The following is a 20887-nucleotide window of genomic DNA, read 5'->3' on the forward strand; positions in this document are numbered from 1 at the left end:
TATAGGTAATCCATTTCACGCCGTATGCCCGTCCCGCAGTGTCCGAAAGTGGGCCTCAGCCTTGGGAGAATCGTTGAGCACCGTCATACCTTCAGAGCAAGATGTCCTGGGCGTCGCGAATAAGATCGTGGACGCCTTCGCTGCGACCAATACACAAGAGTATTTTTCACTCTTCGCGCCCGATGCCTCGTTCATCTTCCATCCTGAATCTTCCCGACTTGAAAACCGGGCTGAATACGAAGAGTTGTGGAACAGCTGGTTAGTTGAGGGCTGGCAGGTCATCGGCTGCCAATCCTCGGATCAACTGGTCCAGGTCTTTGCCGGCGGTGCAATCTTCAGCCATACCGTAGCCACCGAAATCAAAACCGGCACCGATCCAGAAAACATCGCCACTGATTCATACGTGGAGCGTGAAACCATCGTTTTCCGGCAAGAAGCAGATGGGTCACTTATCGCTATCCATGAACACCTTTCCACCGTTCCAGAAGAAGCAGCCTCTGAAACGAATGGTGAAAACGCATGAATCTCTATCGCAAAGCTGAATCGAAACTGGAAGCCGGGGCGGAAAACTCGGGACCTATCCGCGGGCAGCTTGGTGCTGGACGCATCGGCATGATCTGGCTGGCCGCGAACCTCGTGGTGACCACGCTGCTGACCGGAACCTTCTTTGTCCCAGGACTCAATTTCAGTCTTGCGCTGATCATGATTGTGGCCGGTACCCTGATCGGTGCGGTCATCTTGGTGCTTGTTGGCAATATCGGAACACGCACCGGATTGCCCACAATGGCCATAACCCGTGGAGCCTTCGGAACCAGAGGCAGCCTCCTACCCGTCGCGGCCAACGTCATCGTCCTGATGGGTTGGAGCTGGGTGCAAGCCATGCTGGCGGGCGTCACCGTCAACTACCTGGTTGCCTCAACCACCGGTTTCAGCAACCCGGTCCTGTTCTCCGTCATCTGCCAAATATTCGTGGTTACGCTGGCGCTCTTTGGGCATGAAGGCATTTCACGTGTCGAACCATGGCTCGCTGTGCTGATCTTGGCCATTATGGCCTACGTCTTCGCCATGGCCTTCGGCAAATTTGACCCGGCGGAGTTCGCTGCAATCCCTGCCGACGCTTCGTTGGGCTACACGCCCTTCATCGTGCTGGACATTGTCATCGCCACCGCGATTTCGTGGACCGTGCTTTCGGCGGATATCAACCGGATGGCCCGCACTACGCGCGCCAGCATTGCGGGCGCAGGTATCGGCTATACCCTTTCGACGGTCTTGGCAATGATCCTTGGCGCCACCGCCATTGGGTACGTCATTCTCTCCGGCGGTGAAGCTACAGAATTTGACCCGACGATTCTTGTTGAAGCTTTTGGCGCCCCGCTGGCCATCGCAATCTTCCTTTCGGTCATGGCGACCAACACGATGGCTGTCTACGGAATGATCACTTCAGTGGTCAATTCTCGGCCCGAACGTAAACTGCCATTCCTGGCCACCGCCTTGGTAGTTGGCGCAATATCCATCCTTGGAGCCACGTGGCTGGCATTGCTGGACCAGTTCACCGACTTCCTGACGCTCATCGGGGCATTTTTCGTCCCGGTCTTCGCCATCATGATTGTCGATTACTACCTGCTCAAGCGTGCCCGCTACACCCGGGACATCCTGCGCCACAGCGGGGGATCCTATTGGTACCGCGACGGGGTAAATTGGATTGCCGTGGCCGTGTGGGTGGCTGGAGCACTGGTCGCCTACCTGCTCACCTATCTCTTCCCAAGCCCCATTGGCGCCACCCTTCCCTGCTTTGCGGTCAGTTTCCTGCTCTATCTCGGCCTGTCCTGGAACCGGCGTGAACGGGGCCCGCTGGCAGCCCACGAGCATCTGGTTCCAAGCGCCTCCCAGGAAGCGCGCTGAAGGAGGCGAGGACAGAATCTGGACTTTGCATGTGAATTTCCGGCCCGAGTGATGCCCTTGGAATTCTGCACATAGACTGGCGATAAACGGGACAAATCAAGCCTGTAATTACTGGCAAGACGAGTACCGTCAACCATGTTTTCGTCGCAGGAATGGGAGCAGCAACTATGGAAATTTCCGGTGCCTTGACGCCCTTCAAATCACCCATGGTGAAACTCGAGCGTCTATTCCACGCCAGCGGAATCGAGCTTTTCGCCAAGCTGGATTCGCTGCAGCTTTCGGGCAGCACCAAGGAACGCACCGCCGAGAACCTGATTACTTCTTTCCTGGATTCGGGCCAGCTGGAGCCCGGCGGCATGGTGGTGGAATCCACCTCCGGGAACCTGGGCATCTCGCTGGCGCGCCAATGCATCGTAAGGGGCATCGAATTCGTGGCCGTCGTGGATGAAAAGGCCAATCAGTCGGCCGTGGAGATCATGCGGGCCTACGGGGCCACAGTGGATCTCGTCCGGGACCCGGCCGACGGCAACCGGCTGGCCGCGCGGCGCCAGCGGGTTGCGCAGCTGCTGGCCGATAACCCCGGTGCCGTGACAACAAACCAGTACGGATCCGAGCGCAATCCCGAAGCCCATCATTCCTCGACCATGCCGGAAATCATGGAAGCGCTGGATGGGGACCTGGACATGCTGTTCATCGCGACCAGCACCACCGGAACGATCCTCGGGTGCCAGAATTACCTCAGGGAGCACCGCCTGCCAACGAAGCTTGTGGCAGTGGACGCGCTGGGCTCGGTGCTCTTCGGCGGGGAAGCCGGGAACCGCCGCTTGCCAGGCCTGGGGGCGGGCATCATTCCCGAGCTGTCCCTGCAGGTGGAACCGGACCGCATCTGCAGGATCCGCGAAATCGACATGGTGCGCGGCTGCCGGCTGCTGGCCCGGCGCGAGGGCATTTTGGCCGGTGCCTCCACCGGGGCGATTGTCGCCGCTATGGGCCAGGTGCTGCCCGAGCTGCCCGCAGGATCGCGCGCGGCCTTCCTCGTCCACGATTCCGGGGTTCCCTATCTGCATAGCGTCTACAACGATGAATGGGTCCAGGAGAACCTGGGGGAAACTCCGGAACAGGTGGACACCCAGTTGCTGGAAGGTGATGCCGCCCGATGATTCGCATAGCGATGATTGGCGGAGGGCCGAAGTGCCTGTTCGCGCTGCTGGAACTCAATGATGCGCTCACCGGCGATGTCGCCGGGCTGGTGCAGGTTGATGTGTATGACCCGTACCCGCCGGGCGCGGGACGGGTATGGAATACCGGGCAGCCCCGGGAACTGAGATTGAATGTCAACTCGCGCATTATCGACGCCTCTTCCAGCCTTTGCGCCCAGACGTTCAACGGCTATCGAGCGCAGGAATCAGCGGCAAGCAGCCACGATGCCTTCCCGCCAAGGGCCCTGGTCGGCGAATACCTCAGCGAACAATTCAGGCTTTTGGCTCGGCAGGGAACGCTGCCAGTAGCGCATCGGGCATTGGCGGTGGAACACGTGGAACGCCACGGGGAACAATGGCGGGTAGCCACCAGCACCGGCAGCGTCCTATATGACGAAGTGGTCTTGGCTACCGGCCATGGCCTGGCAGGAGCTGGGCGCGAAGCGCTGCACGGCATGATCCCGGCCGCGGAACTGACCGTCGAGCAATCAGCGCAGGCCACGCGGAAAGTGCCAGCCGGAGCCGCAGTTCAGATCCGCGGTGCCGCGCTGACCGCCTACGACGTGGCCATGGTCTTGACCGAGGGGCGCGGCGGGCGCTGGGAGCCCCTGGCAGGCGGTTCACCGGATGCCTTGAAATATGTGCCCAGCGGTGATGAGCCACGGCTGATCACCATGATCTCGCGGCACGGCATTCCCATGACACCGAAACCACAGGACATTGACTCCACGGCGCAGCGAATTCTCGATAGCTACAAGCTGCAACTGCGCCAGTGGGGAAGCAGTGGCACGCGGGAGATTGGGCAGATGTGGCGCATCCTGCTGGACTGCGCCATCGACATTGCTGATGCGACGCAGGTTGCGGCCAGCGAAGAATCCTTGGCGCACACCGTGAGGATGGGAAGATCGGACCAGTTCGCCACCCAGGCCAACCCCTTCGAGCAGATCCGGTACAGCCTTGACGCGCACCATGGACGAAATCCCCATTCCCAGGAATGGGTGTGGGCCGTGGTCTGGTCCGGCCTCTATTCGGAACTCGTCGTATCGCTGGCAAGATTCCAGTGGGACCCGCAGGACCGCAAGGAGTTCAATGCGGCGGCCGTGAACCTCGAACGCATGGCCTTCGGACCGCCGGCGCCCACCGCCCAGAAACTGCTGGCCTTGCACGAGGCAGGAATGCTCCGTCAAGAACGGGCCGGCTACGGCGAAGCCGGGGAATCCATAAAAATCGATGCCGTGACAGCTCCTGCCGGGGTGCTCTCCGGTCCATGCCCCCAGGGGGAGCCCACCAGAGAATTGATCAGGGGCTTGCTCCGGTCCGGCCAGATCAAGATCAGGCCCGGCGAGCGCGGACTGCTCACGGACACCGACGGAACCTGTATCACTGCCGAAGGATCACGCAATGAATCCTTGGCAGCGCTGGGACGCCCCACCGAAGACCCCACCCTGGGCCATGACACCTTGAACAGGGCGCTGCACCCGGAATACCGGGGCTGGTCCCAGCGCATCATTGCGCAAGTGAACGCTCGAAACCGGAAAGTAGCTTATTAATGCCACCGTTGATGCACGGAACCTTGCCCCTGACCGCCCGCTTGGAACCATGGATGAAGAACCTGGTGGAGGATCCGCAGCTGTGCAAGGAATTGCTCTGTGACTTCGGATCCCCGCTGAACGTCCATGATTACTCGGCCATGGGCCGGAACATCGCGCAGCTGCGTGATGCCGCCGCCGGACATGGCGTTGACTTCCAGATTTATTTGGCACGCAAGGCCAACAAGACCCTGGGGGCCATCGACAAGGCCATGGCCGAAGGCTGCGGCGTGGACGTGGCAAGCTTCCACGAGCTGGAGCAATGCCTGCAGCGTGGAGTCAGCCCGGAATCGCTGATTGTCACCGCCGCGGTGAAATCCAGAGCCCTGCTCCAGCTGGCGGTGGAGCATCACGTCGTGCTGATCCTGGACAACACCGATGAAGCGCTTCAGTTGCTGGAGATGGCCAAACCGGGGGGAAAATCGGTCCCGGTGGCCTTGCGTCTGGCCTCCAGCAGCCCTCAGATTCCTCCCACCAGATTTGGGCTATCGGCGCAGACGTGGCTGGATTTTTTCGCCGAGCTGGATCACCCCGAGGCCATCAGCGTCACCGGCGTGCACTTCCACCTCAACGGCTACAGCGGCGAGCAGCGTGCAGTAGTCCTTCAAGAGGCCTTGGAATTTGCCGATGCCCTGGGGCAGCTGGGGCACCCAGTGAAATTCGTGGACATGGGCGGCGGAATTCCCATGTCGTATCTTGATGATTCGAACCAGTGGAACGGATTCTGGCAGGCCCTTGCCGAACTGCCCGAAGGCGATGAATCCCTCACCTGGAAATCCGACCGGCTGGGCGCCACCGGGCCGCAGCCCAGCACTGCCCTGTATCCCTATCACCAGCAGCTGATTCGCGGCCCGTGGCTTGAACAGATCCTCGCTGCCCGCAGTGCCGATGGAACGCAGAGCATTGCCCAAATGCTAAGAGCCCGGGGGATCCAATTGCGCTGCGAGCCGGGCCGTTCACTGCTTGATGGCAGCGGGCTGACCTTGTCCGAGGTCGCATTCACCAAACAGCGCAGCGACGGGGTGAGCCTGGTGGGGCTCCATATGAACCGCACACAGTGCCGTTCCGCCGGTGCGGACTTCCTGGTTGACCCGATCCTCGTCACGGGTTCTGGCCGGCATGCGCAAGGGCGCTCGCCGTACAGCGGCTTCCTCGTGGGCGCGTACTGCATTGAAGAGGAGGTGATCCTGCGCCGGCGCTTCGAGTTCCCGCAGGGCGTGTCCAAAGGCGACATCATCGCTTTTCCCAATACCGGGGGATACCTGATGCACATCATCGAGAGCGCATCGCACCAGCTGCCGCTTGCCAAGAACGTGCGGCTGGAGGGCCGCCAAGCAGTACTCGATGACATCGACCAGATCGGTGCCGGCTTGAGGTAGCCGGCACCGGGCGGGCCGGGGCAGCGGCATCCGCAGGAGCCTTATCCCACGTGGACCCACGGGCGGCGTTGCAGGTTCGGTTCCGCCTCGCGCAGTACCTCGCGGGTCAGCGGGGCGATCTCTCCCTGTCCCAGGAAGATGAACTTGGCGAGGTTCAACAGCGGATTTCCTTCGGTCCAGCGGAAGTAGATGTGCGGCATCACCTCGTAGTGGTCGCGAATAGCCATGGCAATGGCCGCGATGGACGTCGAGACCGAGGGTGCCGTGGCTTCGAGGATCCACTGGCCATGGCGGGTGATGCCGCGGACCTCGATATCCTGCGCGAAGTCCGAGTAGTCGCTGACCTTGATTTCCAGGAACACCACCGGGGCGCGCTGCGGGATATGGCTGGCCAAGATCGCATGCTGATGCTTATGCAGGTAGCGCCGCCTGGAAATCTTCACCGGCTCATGGGCAATCAGCCGCAGCATTCCGGCGCTGCTGGCCTTGTGGATGATATCCACGGCGCAGTCATCAAACCTCACTGAGGTGGCGCGAAGCTCGGTGGAGCGGCGGAACCTGGACAGCAAGGAAACCAGGAGCACCGCGGCGATGAAGAAGGCGGCAATCTTCAACCCATCAGGACGCTCTACGCAGTTGGCAATGGTCGTGTAGACGAAGACCAGGCTGGCGGCGCCAAAGAGAACAGTTTTGCCTTTCTCGCCGTGGCGCCGGGCCGAGATGGTCACTGCGATGGCCGCGGAACTCATCAGCACCAGGACACCGGTGGCGTAGGCGGCACCCTGCGCGTCGACGCTGGCCTTGAAATGGACAGTGATGCCCAGCGCCACCATGACGACCACCAGGACCAGGGGGCGCACCGCGCTGGCCCAGGCCGGGGCCATGCCGAAGCGCGGCAGGTAGCGGGGAATCAGGTTCAGCAACCCGGCGAGCGCCGAAGCCCCGGCAAACCACAGGATGAGAATGGTCGAGATGTCGTAGACGGTGCCAAAGGCATCACCCATCAGATGGTGGGCCAGCCAGGACAGGGCGCGGCCATTGGCCTCGCCGCCCGGCTGGAATTCCTGGGCGGGGATCAAGATGGTGGTCACGATGGAGGAAAGGACCAGGAAGCCGCTCATGATCAGTGCCGCCGTGGCCAGCAGCTTCTTGGCGCCCTTGATCCTGCCCGCAGGGTTTTCCTCGGTATCGCCGGGTGCCTTGGAAATCTGCGGCATCACGGCAACGCCGGTCTCGAAACCTGAGAGTCCCAGCGCGAGCTTGGGGAACACGATCAGGCAGACCAATAGCATCATGATCGGGTCCCCATGCGCGGTGAACAGCGAATCCATCCAGTTCGAGATGACGAGAGGATGGCCCATGATGCTGGCGGCCGAGACGAGGATGATCACCAGGTTCAATGCCAGGAAGGAGAACACCAGGGTCACGGCGATCCAGATGACTTCCGTGAAGCCGCGCAGGAACAGCGCGCCGAGCAGGATCAGCAAAACGAGGGTGATGGGCACCTCTTTGCCGGTGAACCACTCTGGGGTGAACGGGTTCTCGATCAGGTGCGCCGAGGCATCCGCAGCCGAGAGGGTGGCGGTGATCATGAAGTCGGTGGCCGCGAATCCCAAGAGGACCAGGACGAAGACCTTGCCCTTCCAGTGCGGCATGAGGCGTTCGAGCATGGCGATGGAACCCTGGCCATGCGGGGATTCCTGGGCCACCCTGCGGTACACCGGCAGCGCTGCGCCCAAGGTGACGGCCACCAGGATCAAGGTGGCAAAGGGTGCCAGCGCCCCGGCAGCTAGCGCGGCAATGGCCGGCTGGTAGCCGAGCGTGGAGAAGTAGTCCAGGCCCGAGAGGCACATGACCTGCCACCATTTAGCGCCCTGCCGATTCTCGGCGTTGGGGTCTTCCTGGCCGACGGAGCTGTCCGTCAGCCATCGGCGCACACGTGATGGCACGGTGCTGGCCGATGCCTTTTGCGGCCCTGGGGCCGACGCAATTGTTGTGTTCACGAAGATGAACGGTACGCCCGAAATTGCAGGAAAGCGTCACCTGGTAGCAAAATTTTTTAGTTCCCTTGTCAGCTAGGAGTTTCGCCAGTTTACTGCGAAGCCAGCGGCCCAGCCCGGGAGAGTGGATTCTACTCCGTCCGAGGGATTGAATGATGGAAGTATTCAAATGAAAATAGCTATTTGCCTGGATTTATAAAGTAAAGATGATTGGCTGAAGCACGGTGTTCCCTGGGTGAAAGCGACATTCGCTGCACGGCTGGCAACCTACGGTATTCCGCGAGGCCGGACGTGTCTTTCGGCACACTGCGGGCGATGGTGTGAAGAGGCCATCAAGATTGCTCCGGGCCGCGTTAAGGCAGCATTAAGAGCCGGTCCGCACCCCGGCCCAGGGGTGTGCAATGGGAACATAGCGGTCCACTCCGGTACCGTCGATTTCTGCAGTCGCATGAAGGTGGAGCACATCGTGTTCATGAAGGCCCAGCATCCGGGCAACGCCAACCGGGTGCTCAGCAACCTCGCCGGACCTCTGGGCAAGTCCCTGAGGGATAATCCGGTCCGCATGGTGCCGCTGGGATTCCTGGCCGCGATCGCCCTCGGCACCCTCTTGCTGCTGCTGCCGATCTCGCGCGTTGATCCCGAGGCCACGGAATTCATGCCGGCCGTGTTCACCGCGGTGTCCGCTGTCTGCGTCACCGGCCTGGTCACCGTGGATACCCCCACCTACTGGACCCCGATAGGGCAGGGGATCATCCTGGCCCTGATCCAGGTGGGCGGCTTTGGCATCATGACCCTCAGCTCACTGCTCGCGCTGCTGATCCGCAAGCATCTGGGATTGCGCACGCAGCTGGTGGCTGCCTCCGAAGCGCAGGCGATGAACCTGGGCGATGTGCGCCGGGTGCTCGTCTTCGTCGCGAAAACCACCTTCGCCATCGAAGCGGCCATCGCCCTCGTGCTGGCGGGACGCTTCTGGGCCCTCGCCCCCAGCGATCCGGCCGGGGCCATCTGGGGCGGCATCTTCCATTCGGTCTCCGCCTTCAACAACGCCGGATTCGCCCTCTTCAGCGATAGCCTGATCAGCCATGCCAGTGATCCATGGATCATGGTGCCGCTGTGCACAGCCGTGGTTCTGGGCGGATTGGGCTTCCCGGTGATCCACGAACTGCTGCGCGGCAACGGCGTGAAGAAGAGCTGGTCCGTGCACACCACGCTGACGGTCTGGGGCAGCATCGTCCTGCTCTCCGTCGGCGCGCTGCTGCTGGGCCTGTTCGAGTGGAACCGGGCCGAGACCTTGGGGAACCTGTCCCCCGGGGGAAAGGCGCTCGGGGTGCTCGGGCTCAGCGTCTTCCCGCGCACCGCGGGCTTCAACAACATCGACTACGGGCAGGCTTCCCCCGAATCGCTGCTGGTCACTGAAGTGCTGATGTTCATCGGCGGCGGAAGCGCCAGCACCGCCGGCGGCATCAAGATCAGCACCTTCCTGGTGCTGGCCTTCGCGGTGTGGAGCGAAGCTCGCGGCCATGACCAGATCACCGTGGGCCGCCGAGCCATCGGCCCGGCGATCCAGCGCCAGGCCCTGTCCGTCGCGCTGCTGGGCCTGGGCGCGGTGGTGACCGGCACGCTGGCCCTGCTGGTGCTCACCGAGCACTCGATGCAAGAGGTCCTCTTCGAGTGCATCTCGGCCTTCGCCACGGTAGGTGTGTCCATGGGCATCACCGCGGATCTGGGCACGGCGGCGCAATGGGTTCTCATCGGCCTCATGTTCATCGGCCGTGTCGGGATCGTCTCGGCTGCCGCGGCACTGGCCCTGCGCCACCGGCGGCTGCTGTTCAAGCTGCCTGAAGAACAGCCGGTCATCGGCTGATGGTGCCGCATGCCCGCCGCTGCCCTGATTCCGGTACGATCACTTGGTACCGGCCAGGAACCGAACGCGCAAGGAGCAGCATGGACGTGCCGAACACCGGGCCGCAGGTCCATCCCCTTCTGATCGTGGCGCTCTCGGGCCATGCCGGATCCGGGCAGCTGCTGCGCCGCGCGCTGCGCGAGGCGGCGCTGATGCCGGGCTCCGAAGTGATGGCGGTCCATGTCCCGCAGCGCGGAGTCGGGACGAACCCGGCGGCGCAGGACACCGAACTGGCCCGGCTGCGCACCGTGGCCGAAAGCTCCGGCGCCAGCTGGCATATGGTGCTCGGCCAGGACATCGGCGAGGCGCTGCTCGGCTTCGCCCGGAGCACCCAGGCCACGCACCTCATCGTTGGCGCGCCGCTTCCCGCCAGCAGGGGCAAGCGCCCGGCCAATACGGTGTCGCTGTTGTTGCTGGAGCAAGCTGCCGAGCCAACTGATCCCAGCATCCTGATCATTCCCGTCCCGGCCCAGCCAGGCAGAGAACCCCGGCCCGCACGAAACCGCTTGGGCGGCCATCATCGGCTGGGCACAACGCGTCGGGTCCTCGGCTGGCTTTTGGCGCTTACCGGTCCGCTTCTGCTCGCCGCCGGATTCCTCCTCGGTGGCCTGGAAAATGAACTGCTGACCCTCAACTTCCTGTGCCAGCTCACCCTCGTCGTCTTCGTGGCCTTGCTCGGCGGATGGTGGCCCGCACTGACAGCAGCCCTGCTCAGCACCGCCATCCTGAACTGGTTTTTCACCCCGCCCACAGGGCAATGGCATATCCATGAGCCATTTAACATTCTGGCTCTGGTGCTGTTCCTCGTCGTCGCGGCCGGTGTGGCCCGGGTAGTCGACGTCGAGGCGAGGCGCACCGCCGAGGCAGGCCAAGCGCGGCACCAGGCTGACACCCTCTTCGAGCTTTCTGCCGGAGTGATCCGCGAAGGATTGAGCGTATCCGCACTGCTTGAATGGGTCTGCCGTTCCTACCAGCTGCGCGGAGTTGCACTGGTCAACCGCGGTACCAAATCCGCGCCTTCGCACCGCACCGTAGCCTCGGCCGGTACGCCGCCGGAAGGGACGCACTCCAGCGACTATGCCGTCACGGTGGATCAGGAGCATGTGCTGCTCATCGACGGAAATCCGCGGGAGCCCTCTGACCAGGGAATCTTTGAAGCATTTGCCGGCCGCATCTCGGCGGTGCTGCAGCAACGGCAATTGGCCGAAGCGCGGCTGAAGTCCCAGGAACTGGCCGCCGGCAACGCGATGCGCACCGCCTTGCTTGCCGCGGTATCCCACGACTTGCGCACTCCGCTGTCAGGGATCAAGGCTTCCGCCTCGAGCCTGCGGATGCAGGATGTGGTGCTCAGCGAACAAGACACCGCGGACTTGCTCGCGACCATCGAGGAATCGGCTGATCAGCTCAGTGAGCGGATTGAGGACTTGCTGAGCATGAGCCGCATCCAAGCCGGTGAACTGGTGGTGCATCGTAGTCCCATCCAAGTCGAAGACCTCGTCGCTTCGGCCCTGCGCGACGTGGCCGGGCTGCTTCGTCCTTCGCACATCCAGCTGCAGATTCCAGGCGGTTGCCCTCGGGTCAGTGCCGACTATGGCCTGGCCGTGCGCGTTTTGGCCAACCTGCTGGAAAACGCTGTGCGCTATGGCGGAGAAAACCAGTTGCAGCTGCGGGCCGTGCCGCTCTCCGATGCGGTGCAGATCCAAGTCATCGACCACGGTGGCGGTGTTCCGGAGGCCGAAAAAGACCGGATTTTCCGTCCCTTCCAAAGGCAAGGCGACCGGAACAGCACCACCGGACTGGGGTTGGGACTGGCCGTCGCGAGGGGACTTGCCGCTGGCATGGATGGGGACGTCCAAGCGCAGGACACCGAAGGCGGCGGGGCCACCATGGTCTTCAGCCTGCCGATATCCGAGGACAGGGAATGACCACTACCGTATTGATTGTCGAGGATGACCCGCAGATCGCCCGCGCCCTGCTGGTGAATCTCAAGGCCCGGGGCTATCGTGCGCTGCATGCGGCCACCGGGGTGCAATGCCTGCAGCTGGCCGCCGACGAGCACCCTGACGTGGTGCTGCTGGATCTGGGGCTGCCCGATCTGGAAGGGGCCGATGTCATCGACGGAATCCGCGGCTGGTCCACGGTGCCGATCATTGTGGTCTCGGCCCGGCATGAATCGCATAGCAAGGTCGACGCCCTGGATCGCGGAGCCGATGATTTTGTCACCAAGCCCTTCGCCATGGATGAGCTGCTGGCCCGGCTTCGCGCGGCCCTGCGCCGTGCGCTGCCGGATCCAGGGCAGGCCGTGGTGGAAACCACCGATGGGCGGGTGCGCATTGATCTGTCGAGCCACTCGGTGAGCGTTCAAGGGGAAGCGGTCCGATTGACCCGGCTGGAATGGCGGCTGCTGGAGGTGCTGGCCAGCAACCCGCATCGGCTCATTGGCCGCAGCGAGCTGCTGACCACAGTCTGGGGCCCGGAATATGGCGAGGAAGCGAATTACCTTCGGGTGTACATGTCCCAGCTGCGCAACAAGTTGGAACCCGAGCCCTCGAATCCCCGCTATTTCCTCACCGAACTGGGGATGGGCTACCGCTTCACGCCGTGAGCGGCAGATTGGCGCGAGGCTGGAATCCTCTCCGGGATGTTCCTATCAGGAAGGTGCCACGCGTCGGGGAAGCCCAGTGGGTTTAACCGGCCAATCGGGAATTCCAAGCCGGATCGTCCAACGTTGGACGGTTTTGGATATAGCTATCGCCGTCCCTGCCAGCTGATGCAAGCTGGCAGGGACGGCGATAGTTTTTCAGTTGGCTATTTGCAGGAAAGCAGAAACCAGTGCCTAGTGCTGGTTGCCGTTGTTGAAGTGGTAGTCGCCCTGGCCCTGGCTGGCCTGGCCATTGGCGCCTGGACCCTTGGCATCCGTGCCCGGCTCAACGTGGTTGGTCTTGGTGTGCACGATGTCGTAGTAGACGCTGGTGTCCGCAACGTTGGGGAATACGCGGTAGGTGAAGACGTTCTTGGTCAGCTCGGTGATCGGGACAACACGCTGGAACAGCACATCGCCAGCGTCGTTTTTGGCGTTGATCCAGCGCTCGGTGCCTTCGGCGTTCACGGTCCAGTCGCCCTTGAGCTTCGGGCTGTCATCCAGGTTGTACATGGTGTAGGTGCCATCGGCCTTGAAGTAGGCCCAGCCCACGAAGCTGGACACCGCCGGGTTGTCCAGGGCTACGCGGTTGCCGTCCTGGTCTACGGCGCTGGTGGTCTTCCAAGGGGTTGAAGCCAGGGTCTGCGAAGGAGTCAGACCCTGCCAAGCCGATGCGCTGGCGGAAACGGTGCCGGCCTGTGTTGGTGCTGGTGCTGGTGCGGCGTTGGCCGGGGCCACGCTGAATACTGCGCCGGCGGCAACGGCGACGGCAACGGTGGACAGGGCGATACGGCGGGAAATTGGTGAAATGTTCATGGCTTCAACATTACGGATCGCCATATCGGCGCACATCACCCGTTGGGCTATGTTCCTTGGCCTGATGGAGGAGGGAGTTGGCCGGTGAGGCTGCGTCCCACGTCTGGAGAGCACCTGTGAGGCACAGCTGCAGCACAAGATGAATGGCATATTAAAGCGGACAGACTGATTTCGAATTCATGAAGGGATCCAGATGAGCACCAACCATTTTCACGTCCTTGCCAAAGATGAACTTTGGACCGTCACTTTGGATGGGCTGCATGTGAAAACGTGTGGCTCACGGACAGAGGCCTACCACGAAGCCGTCGCCAAGGCCGTGGAGCTCGGATCCGGCGAAATCTACGTGCATGATCCAGAAGGAGACCTGGTTTGGCACGAATCTGTGCCCAAAGACCCAGAAACGCACTAGCACCAGGGGTGCGGTCCAGCCGGGGCATGCGGCTTGGCCTATTATGCTGCCTGACGGGCAGATGCAGCACGCCTGCTGGCAATCGCAGGTGAAGCGATACCGGGTGCTATTGAGCCGAAGAAACCCGCCGCCCCACGGAGGAATCAGGGGGGCGGCGGGCTTTCTGGTCGGGGTCAATCTTGCTATGGGGCTGTTGGCTCTGCGTGATCCGTCGGGGCGTGGATGATATCGAAGTAGACATCGGTCTTCTCTGGGTCAGGGAAGACGCGGTAGGTGAATTCTTCATCGGTCAGCGTGACGATATCCGAATCGCGGGTGAACAACACCTTGCCAGCGTCATCCTTGGCGACGATGTTGCGGGTCTTGCCGTCTTCGGTGACGGTCCAATCGCCCTGCATCTTGGGCGAGTCATCCAAGTTGTACATGTCGAAAGTGCCATCCGCGTGGAAGTAGGCGTTGCCCACGAAGTTGCTGATGTTTTCATCGGCAAGCTCGACTGCCTCGCCCTTCGCATCGGTGGCCCCGGTGGTTTCCCAGGCGGTGGAGGACAGGATCTCGGACGGGGTCATGGTCTCGGTGGACGCTGAGACGCTCTGCGAGGCTTCGGCGGTCGTGCCTGCGTTGGACTGCCCGGCATCGGCGCCGGCGGTGCAACCGGCCAGCAGTCCGATGGCCAAGGATGCTCCGCCCAGCGACATGAGCAGCTTGGGGGTGTTGGAGAGCTTCTTCATATTTCCTGCCTCGATTCGTAAAAGATGTTGTGCACGGATGCCTGGTGGGGCATCGTGATAAATCAATCTTGTCGATTCGAATCAGGGAATACATCGGCCATCAAGCTGGGCCTTGCGGCCTGCTGGATGAGTTCGCCAACGCCTTGCTCACTAGCGCATTCCCTCCCGGCGGATGGCGGTGGTGATTGCCTCGACCCGCGTCTCAACGCCCAGCTTGGCGTAGATATGGGCCAGGTGGGTCTTGACCGTCGCTTCCGAGATGAACAGCCGCTGGCTCAGCTCCTTGTTGCCAAGCCCCTCGACAAGCAGGCTGAGCAATTCCGCCTCGCGGGGAGTCAGCGCCTCATCGGGGTTGCGCAGCCGGCGGAAGAGCTTGGAGGCCACCGGGGCGCTCATCACGCTCTTGCCGTTGGAGGCGCCGCGCACGGCGCTGAAGATCTCCTCCGGGGCTGCATCCTTGAGCAGGTAGCCCATGGCGCCGGCGTCCACTGCGCGCACGATATCCGCATCCGAATCATAGGTGGTGAACACCAGCACCGCCTGCTTGGCGTTGCGCTGGCGGACTTCCTTGATCGCGTCGATGCCGTCCATGCCCGCGCCCATGGCCAGATCCATGACAATGACATCCGGGGCGAGGGTTTCAAGCTGCTTGAGGGCGGCCTCGCCGGAGTCGGCTTCGGCGATCACCTCGATATCCGGCTGGGTGTCCAGCAGCGCCTTGAGCCCGCTGCGGACCACCAGATGGTCATCGACCAGGAGCACCGAAATTGTTGTCATGAGAAGTTCTCCTCGCTGGGGATCTGCGCTGCAATGATGGTCCCGGTGCCAGGGGTGCTTTCCACCGAGAATTCCCCGCCTAATTGTTCCACGCGTTGCCTCATGGCGCGCAGCCCATAGCCACCGGATTCCGAGGGGGCCTCGATGTTTTCCGGGGTGAAGCCGCAGCCGTTGTCATGGATGTCCAAGGTGACGGTGTCCTGGAGGAAGCCGATGGTGACGGTGGCCTGATCCGCCCCGGAATGCAGCTTAACGTTGGCAGCGGCGCTTTGCACCACGCGCAGCAGGGCATGGCGGACCTCGGCGGATACCGGGCGCTCCGTGCCAACGACATGCAGCTGGAGATTCGGGACGTAGGCGGACGCGGCTTCGCGGAGCACCTCGGGCAGCGGACCGGTGTCCGAGGCCGGCGAGGCCAGGTCATGGACCAGCCGCCGGGTTTCCATGAGATTGTGCCGGAGCAATTCGCTGGCCTGGCGGACCTCATCCTGCGAGGAGGTTGTTGGCCAGTTCCGGTTGGCGGCTTCAAGCAGCAGCAGGCTGCTGGCCAGGCCCTGGGTCACGGTGTCATGGATTTCCCGGGCAACGCGTTCACGCTCGGTGATGATGCCGGCGCGGCGCTCGCTGGCCGCTAGCTGCAGCTGCGCACTGGAGATCTCTTCGTTCAGCCGGCGCTGCTCTGCCGCGTCCTGTTCCATCCTGTCGAAGATCAGGGTCAGCATCGCGCCGATGGCGATGGGCCCGAGAAGCATCACGATGTCCCTGTCATCGCTGAACATGTACCAGCTGAACGCCGCGGCCAGGATGGTCACCCCGCCGGCCAGATACCCGGCCAATCCGTGCAGCGTCCGGCGGCACAGGAAAAACAAGCCAAAGGAGCACCAGGCGAAACTCGGAGCGAGGAGCACCAGGACCGAAGCGGCCGCCACCAGCACGATGACCCAGGGAGCCTGCCTGTGCTTCCTATTAACGAGGAATGCGGTGACCAGGTAGAGCGCGCAGACCACGCCAGCGAGCACCATGATCCAGAGATTCTCCACCGGGTCATGGCGCAGGACATAGCGGATGAGCGCGGTGAGCATGAGCACGGCAAAGCCGACATGCACCAGGGTGTCGATGTTGGCCCGTGGCGCAAGCATGAATTTAGGGGGAGCAATAGCGGTAGAAATGGCAAGACCTTTGTCGTGATGTTGATGCTTTCCCCATGGTAGAACCTGGGACAGGTTTTGTGCTCCGCCTTCTGGATGGTTTTCATCGCCTATCGGACGATGTCCATGACAGTGGTGGTGCCGGATGATGGGAGGAAGCAAATTTTCCGGACTACTGGAGATCCCCAGCAAGGAGTGTTCATGAGCAAGAACCAGGATCCGTCAACTGCCGCGGAGACCAAGACAACGGGGCTTGGAAGAAGGGCCTTGGGCATCGGCGCGCTGTCGCTTGCGGGCTTGGCTGTTCTCGCCGGGTGCTCCATGGCAGCGCCCGAAGCGGAACCCGTGGCTACTCCGGCACCGTCCAGCGCCGGATCCGCAGCGCCAGAAACCACCGCACCGGAAACGAGTCTCTCCGCCGAGGAACAGGAAGATCTGGACCAGCGGCTGATCCGCGCGGCCAAGGGCAATGACGTGGAATTGGTGCGGGAGCTGATTTCCGCGGGAGGGGACGTCAATGCCAAGGATGATCTTGAGGATTCGGCCTTTCTCTATGCCGGGGCCGAGGGATTCAACGAGATCCTGGAGCTAACGCTGGAGAACGGAGCGGACGTTAAAAGCCTGAATCGCTATGGCGGGACGGCGCTCATTCCGGCCAGCGAGCACGGCCATGTTGAAACGGTGAAGAAGCTCATCGAGGCTGGCGTTCCGGTGGACCACGTCAATGATCCGGGCTGGACCGCGATGCAGGAAGCGGTGCTGCTCAACGACGGGGGAAAGGACCAGCAAGAAGTCGTCCGGCTGCTGCTGGAGGCCGGAGCGGAGCCGAACATCACGGACCCGCAGGGCCGCACCGCGTTGGAGAATGCGAGGCGCCTCGGCTTCGAAGAGCTGGCGGAGGTCATCGAATCGCACGGGTAGATCCGGCCGGCGGCCGCGTTACCAACCATTCATTCCACGTTTCCTAACGAGTACGGCAGTCTCGTAATTAGTGGTCACTTTCCGGTGTTTGAGTAATGGTGTTCTCGAATTTGAGGGCACTAGACACTCGCAACGCTAGGAAAGGTCCGCCTCATGCGCCACCCTGCACTCGTCCCCGTGGGCTTGCTCGGCCTCGCCGCCTTGGCTCTCACAGGCTGCCAAGCATCGGCCACCGCGGCCGATGCGCCGATCAAGATCGCCACCCTGCCCGTCTCGGATGATCCCACGGCAGTGAATCCCAATGAAGCCCTCGTGGAATTGCTCGAAGCCGAGACCGGCCGCGAGGTCGAGGTCACCGACGTTCCCGACTACCTCAGCGTGGTGGAAGCCATCCGCGCAGACCATGTGGACATGGGGATCATGAGCGGGTTCCCCTCGGCGCTGGCCTTGAATACCGGTGAAGTCGACTCCCTGCTGGCCTGGAAGGGCACCGATGAGCCGGTCTCCACCTGCGTGGTGCTCGACGGCTCGCCAGCCAAGACGCTGGAGGACTTCCGCGGCAAGACCATCGCCTTCGCGGACCAGGCCTCGAGCTCGGGCTACTTCATGCCTGTCTACATGCTGCACCAGGCCGGGCTGGAGCAGGGCAAGGACTATGAAGCCATCTTCGCCGGCGGCCACGAGGGAAGCTTCGCCGCCCTGGAGCAGGGACAGGTGGACGCGGCCTGCACCGCCAACGTGCTCACCGAAATGGGAGCACCGATGTTCCCCTTCGCCGAGGGCGAATGGCGCGGCATCGGCCAGAGCCCCTCGATGGAGATCATGGGCAGCGTGCTGGCCCGCCAATCCCTGGATGAGGAAACCCGGGCCACGCTGCAAGAAGCCCTGCCGAAGATCTTCTCCGAAAAGAACAAGGAAGCTTTGGCCGGATACTCGTCCTTCATCGGACTTGAGGTGGAGGTAGCCCCGGATCCCAGCGCCTATGCCTCCTTTGCCGACATCGCCGAGGTGGCAGGCGTTGAACTGGAGGACCTGAAATGAGTCCGTCCGCCAAAGCGGCAGCCCCCGCCCAGCCGGCGCAGCTGATGAGCACCGCCGAACTGCGCCAGGCGCTGCCGTTGGCCACCGTGCGCGGTCTGGAAGTCTGCTATGACCCGAAGAAGCCGGTGCCCGTGCTGGACGGTGTGGACCTGGACTTGTTCCCGGGCGAGATGGTCTCCTTGCTGGGTGCCTCGGGCTCCGGCAAATCTACCCTGATGAAAACCCTGACGGGGTTTGCCCCGGCGACCGCCGGCACGGTCCGGGTGGCCGGCCATGACCTGCGCAATCTCCAGCGCGGCGAGCTGCGCCAGCTGCGGTCCGAGGTGGGGCAGGTTTTCCAGCAGTTCAACCTGATCCCGCGCTTGAGCGTGCTCTCCAATGTGCTCACCGGCGCCCTGCACCAGGCCGGGGCCATCAACCTCGTGGGCGGCTTCTCCAGCGCCCACCGCAAATACGCCATGGAATTGCTGGACCGGGTGGGCATTGCGCACAAGGCCAAGGATCCGGCACGATCGCTCAGCGGCGGGCAGCAGCAGCGCGTGGCCATCGCCCGGGCGCTGATGCAACGTCCCCGGTTGATCCTGGCCGATGAGCCGGTGGCCTCGCTGGATCCGAAGCTGGCCGACTCGGTCCTCCACCTGCTGCGGGACATCGCCGTGCAGGACGGCATCCCGGTACTGGTCAGCCTGCACGTGCTTCCGCTGGCACTGGCCCACAGCGACCGCATCGTGGGGCTGCGGCAGGGCAAGATGCTGTTTTCCGCCAAGAGCGGCGAGCTCGACGAGCAGTCGCTGAAGGGGATCTACGAAGAGGATGGCAACGATGTCCACTGACACCACCACCGCTTCCCCGGCAAGCCAAGAGCTGCCGGCCGCCGAGCGGATCCGCCTGGAGCGGGCCTTTTCCCTCCCGAGCGGTCGCTTCCTGCTGGGCCTGCCCATCGCGGCGCTCATCCTGTTGTGGTCCGCCGGCGGAGTCGGTTTCGATTTCATCAAGCTCGGCCAGGGAACACTGAACATGGGCGAATTCCTCGCCCGGCTCTTCCCTCCGGACTTCTCGAAGATCTCCACCATCCTGGAACTGCTGCTCGAGACCCTGCAAATGGCCATCGTCGGCACCGTGCTGGGCGTTGTGCTCTCGTTGCTGGGCGCCTTCGGCGCGGCCTCCACCATCGCCCCGCCGTGGCTGTACTACCCCTCGCGCTGGATCATGAACGTGATCCGCGCCGTGCCGGACCTGGTATTCGCCTTGATGTTCGTCTCCGCCGTGGGACTGGGGCCCTTCGCCGGCATCCTGGCCATGACGCTCGGCTCGCTGGGCTCTATTGGCAAGATCTTCGCCGAGGCCATGGAATCGGTGGACAAGGGACCGGTGACCGCCATGCAGGCCGTCGGCGCTTCCAAGCGGCAGATCATCCACTACGGGATCCTGCCGCAGGCCGCCCCGCTGCTGGTCTCCTATACGCTGCTGCTCTTCGAAGGCAATGTGCGCGGCGCAACCATCCTGGGGCTGGTCGGCGCCGGAGGCATCGGCCTGGAGCTGACCACCGCCATGCGCATGTACGACTACGGCCACCTGTCGGCCATCATCATCTGCATCATCGTGCTTGTCACGATCATTGACCAGGGCAGCGCCCTGATACGAAGGAGAATCACATGAGCACCACCATCCTGGAACTTGAACTCAGCCTCCCGGTGAACCTGCGGGACCTCGGAGGAATCAGCATCGCCGGGGGCACGCTGCGCAAGAACCTGGTGATCCGCACCGATGACATCGCCTACGCGACCAGGGAAGCGGCCGCGCAATGGGTGGGCGAGGGGCTCACCGCGGTCATCGACCTGCGCTCGCCGGCGGAAGTGGCCCTGACCGGGCGCGGGCCGCTGGCGGAATTCCCGGTGGCCTATCACAACTTGCCGCTGATCAGCGATGTGTCCCGCGCAACGCCGCAGGGCGCCGCGGGGTTCACCCATGAGGCCATGGGAAAGATGTACCTGCAGATGGTAGAACACTCTGCCGCCGCGCTGGTCACGGCGCTGAACATCATTGCCCATGCTCCGGGGGCCACGGCCTTCCACTGCGCCGCGGGACGAGACCGCACCGGCGTGCTGGCTGCCATGCTGCTGCTGGCCTTGGGCGCCAGCGATGAGGATATCGTGGCGGACTACGCGCTGACCGGCCCGAACATGCGCGCCATCATGGAACGCAACCAGCCGGTGATGGGAGCCATGTGGCAGGCCATGGGCGTGGATGTCTCCCAGTTCGATTCCTCGCAGCTGCTCAACGGCGAGATGGATGTGGCAATGGAGATGATGCTCCGAGAGCTGCGGGCGCGCCACGGTGATCCGCTGGCTCCGCTGCGCGAGGCAGGACTAAGCGATGCCACCGTACAGCGGCTGCGCCAGCGCGCTGTGGAGGCCTAGGCTTGGCAGCA

19 protein-coding genes are annotated in these 20887 nt (G+C 63.0%); 14 read left to right on the top strand and 5 right to left on the bottom strand.

The features are described from left to right. The first annotated feature begins 73 nt into the window (after positions 1 to 73). The 5 genes from AC6CHO_RS13235 (at position 74) to AC6CHO_RS13255 (ending at position 6069) form a co-directional block, all read left to right on the top strand. Positions 74 to 523, top strand: a complete 450-nt coding sequence (locus AC6CHO_RS13235) for a YybH family protein (RefSeq protein WP_498215552.1) — start codon at positions 74 to 76, stop codon at positions 521 to 523. Then, the gene (locus AC6CHO_RS13240) at positions 520 to 1902 is read left to right on the top strand and encodes a purine-cytosine permease family protein (protein ID WP_498215554.1); all 1383 of its coding nucleotides are present in this window, start codon (positions 520 to 522) and stop codon (positions 1900 to 1902) included. The genes AC6CHO_RS13235 and AC6CHO_RS13240 overlap by 4 nt, the downstream gene beginning before the upstream one ends. A 206-nt stretch (positions 1903 to 2108) precedes the next feature. Further along, positions 2109 to 3062 (top strand): pyridoxal-phosphate dependent enzyme, encoded by a 954-nt coding sequence (locus AC6CHO_RS13245; RefSeq protein ID WP_498215555.1) that lies wholly within the window; start codon positions 2109 to 2111, stop codon positions 3060 to 3062. Further along, positions 3059 to 4651 (top strand): FAD/NAD(P)-binding protein, encoded by a 1593-nt coding sequence (locus tag AC6CHO_RS13250; RefSeq protein ID WP_498215556.1) that lies wholly within the window; start codon positions 3059 to 3061, stop codon positions 4649 to 4651. The genes AC6CHO_RS13245 and AC6CHO_RS13250 overlap by 4 nt, the downstream gene beginning before the upstream one ends. Beyond that, entirely contained in the window at positions 4651 to 6069 is a 1419-nt protein-coding gene (locus AC6CHO_RS13255) for an alanine racemase (protein ID WP_498215557.1), read from the top strand. The genes AC6CHO_RS13250 and AC6CHO_RS13255 overlap by 1 nt, the downstream gene beginning before the upstream one ends. 41 nt (positions 6070 to 6110) lie before the next feature. Here the strand turns inward: AC6CHO_RS13255 and AC6CHO_RS13260 are convergent, their stop codons facing one another. Continuing rightward, the gene (locus AC6CHO_RS13260) at positions 6111 to 7922 is read right to left on the bottom strand and encodes an amino acid transporter (RefSeq protein ID WP_498215881.1); all 1812 of its coding nucleotides are present in this window, start codon (positions 7920 to 7922) and stop codon (positions 6111 to 6113) included. A gap of 595 nt (positions 7923 to 8517) precedes the next feature. Between AC6CHO_RS13260 and AC6CHO_RS13265 the strand changes: the two genes are divergently transcribed. From AC6CHO_RS13265 to AC6CHO_RS13275, 3 genes are all read left to right on the top strand, one after another. Beyond that, positions 8518 to 9933 carry a TrkH family potassium uptake protein gene (locus AC6CHO_RS13265; RefSeq protein ID WP_498215559.1) on the top strand — a complete coding sequence of 472 codons (1416 nt, stop codon included), beginning with the start codon at positions 8518 to 8520 and terminating at the stop codon, positions 9931 to 9933. 80 nt (positions 9934 to 10013) lie between these two features. After that, positions 10014 to 11897: an ATP-binding protein gene (locus AC6CHO_RS13270; protein ID WP_498215561.1), complete on the top strand. Its 1884-nt coding sequence runs from the start codon at positions 10014 to 10016 to the stop codon at positions 11895 to 11897. After that, on the top strand, positions 11894 to 12577 hold the full coding sequence (locus AC6CHO_RS13275; protein ID WP_498215563.1) for a response regulator: 684 nt from the start codon (positions 11894 to 11896) through the stop codon (positions 12575 to 12577). Before AC6CHO_RS13270 ends, AC6CHO_RS13275 begins: the two co-directional genes overlap by 4 nt. Before the next feature lie 231 nt (positions 12578 to 12808). Here AC6CHO_RS13275 and AC6CHO_RS13280 read toward each other — a convergent pair whose 3' ends face one another. Next, complete coding sequence (locus AC6CHO_RS13280; RefSeq protein ID WP_498215565.1) at positions 12809 to 13429, bottom strand: DUF4822 domain-containing protein; 621 nt, start codon at positions 13427 to 13429, stop codon at positions 12809 to 12811. Positions 13430 to 13622: 193 nt separating this feature from the next. Between AC6CHO_RS13280 and AC6CHO_RS13285 the strand changes: the two genes are divergently transcribed. After that, on the top strand, positions 13623 to 13838 hold the full coding sequence (locus tag AC6CHO_RS13285; RefSeq protein ID WP_061956111.1) for a hypothetical protein: 216 nt from the start codon (positions 13623 to 13625) through the stop codon (positions 13836 to 13838). Positions 13839 to 14020: 182 nt separating this feature from the next. Here the strand turns inward: AC6CHO_RS13285 and AC6CHO_RS13290 are convergent, their stop codons facing one another. The 3 genes from AC6CHO_RS13290 to AC6CHO_RS13300 form a co-directional block, all read right to left on the bottom strand. Further along, positions 14021 to 14569, bottom strand: coding sequence for a DUF4822 domain-containing protein (locus AC6CHO_RS13290; protein WP_498215567.1), 549 nt, complete (start codon positions 14567 to 14569; stop codon positions 14021 to 14023). A gap of 150 nt (positions 14570 to 14719) precedes the next feature. Then, on the bottom strand, positions 14720 to 15346 hold the full coding sequence (locus AC6CHO_RS13295; protein WP_498215569.1) for a response regulator: 627 nt from the start codon (positions 15344 to 15346) through the stop codon (positions 14720 to 14722). Next, complete coding sequence (locus tag AC6CHO_RS13300; RefSeq protein WP_498215571.1) at positions 15343 to 16485, bottom strand: sensor histidine kinase; 1143 nt, start codon at positions 16483 to 16485, stop codon at positions 15343 to 15345. The genes AC6CHO_RS13295 and AC6CHO_RS13300 overlap by 4 nt, the downstream gene beginning before the upstream one ends. Positions 16486 to 16695: 210 nt before the next feature. On the opposite strand from AC6CHO_RS13300, the gene AC6CHO_RS13305 reads away from it, so the two are divergent. The 5 genes from AC6CHO_RS13305 to AC6CHO_RS13325 all read left to right on the top strand — a co-directional run bounded on the left by AC6CHO_RS13305 (position 16696) and on the right by AC6CHO_RS13325 (position 20876). Continuing rightward, complete coding sequence (locus AC6CHO_RS13305) at positions 16696 to 17415, top strand: ankyrin repeat domain-containing protein (protein ID WP_498215573.1); 720 nt, start codon at positions 16696 to 16698, stop codon at positions 17413 to 17415. A 153-nt stretch (positions 17416 to 17568) separates the two neighbouring features. Beyond that, positions 17569 to 18456 carry a phosphate/phosphite/phosphonate ABC transporter substrate-binding protein gene (phnD, locus tag AC6CHO_RS13310; RefSeq protein ID WP_498215575.1) on the top strand — a complete coding sequence of 296 codons (888 nt, stop codon included), beginning with the start codon at positions 17569 to 17571 and terminating at the stop codon, positions 18454 to 18456. Then, positions 18453 to 19289, top strand: coding sequence for a phosphonate ABC transporter ATP-binding protein (locus AC6CHO_RS13315; protein WP_498215577.1), 837 nt, complete (start codon positions 18453 to 18455; stop codon positions 19287 to 19289). Before phnD ends, AC6CHO_RS13315 begins: the two co-directional genes overlap by 4 nt. Continuing rightward, the gene (phnE, locus tag AC6CHO_RS13320; protein WP_498215578.1) at positions 19279 to 20115 is read left to right on the top strand and encodes a phosphonate ABC transporter, permease protein PhnE; all 837 of its coding nucleotides are present in this window, start codon (positions 19279 to 19281) and stop codon (positions 20113 to 20115) included. The genes AC6CHO_RS13315 and phnE overlap by 11 nt, the downstream gene beginning before the upstream one ends. Continuing rightward, positions 20112 to 20876, top strand: a complete 765-nt coding sequence (locus AC6CHO_RS13325; RefSeq protein WP_498215580.1) for a tyrosine-protein phosphatase — start codon at positions 20112 to 20114, stop codon at positions 20874 to 20876. Before phnE ends, AC6CHO_RS13325 begins: the two co-directional genes overlap by 4 nt. Positions 20877 to 20887 lie beyond the last annotated feature (11 nt).

This window comes from Glutamicibacter sp. GQ173 (genome assembly GCF_059759215.1).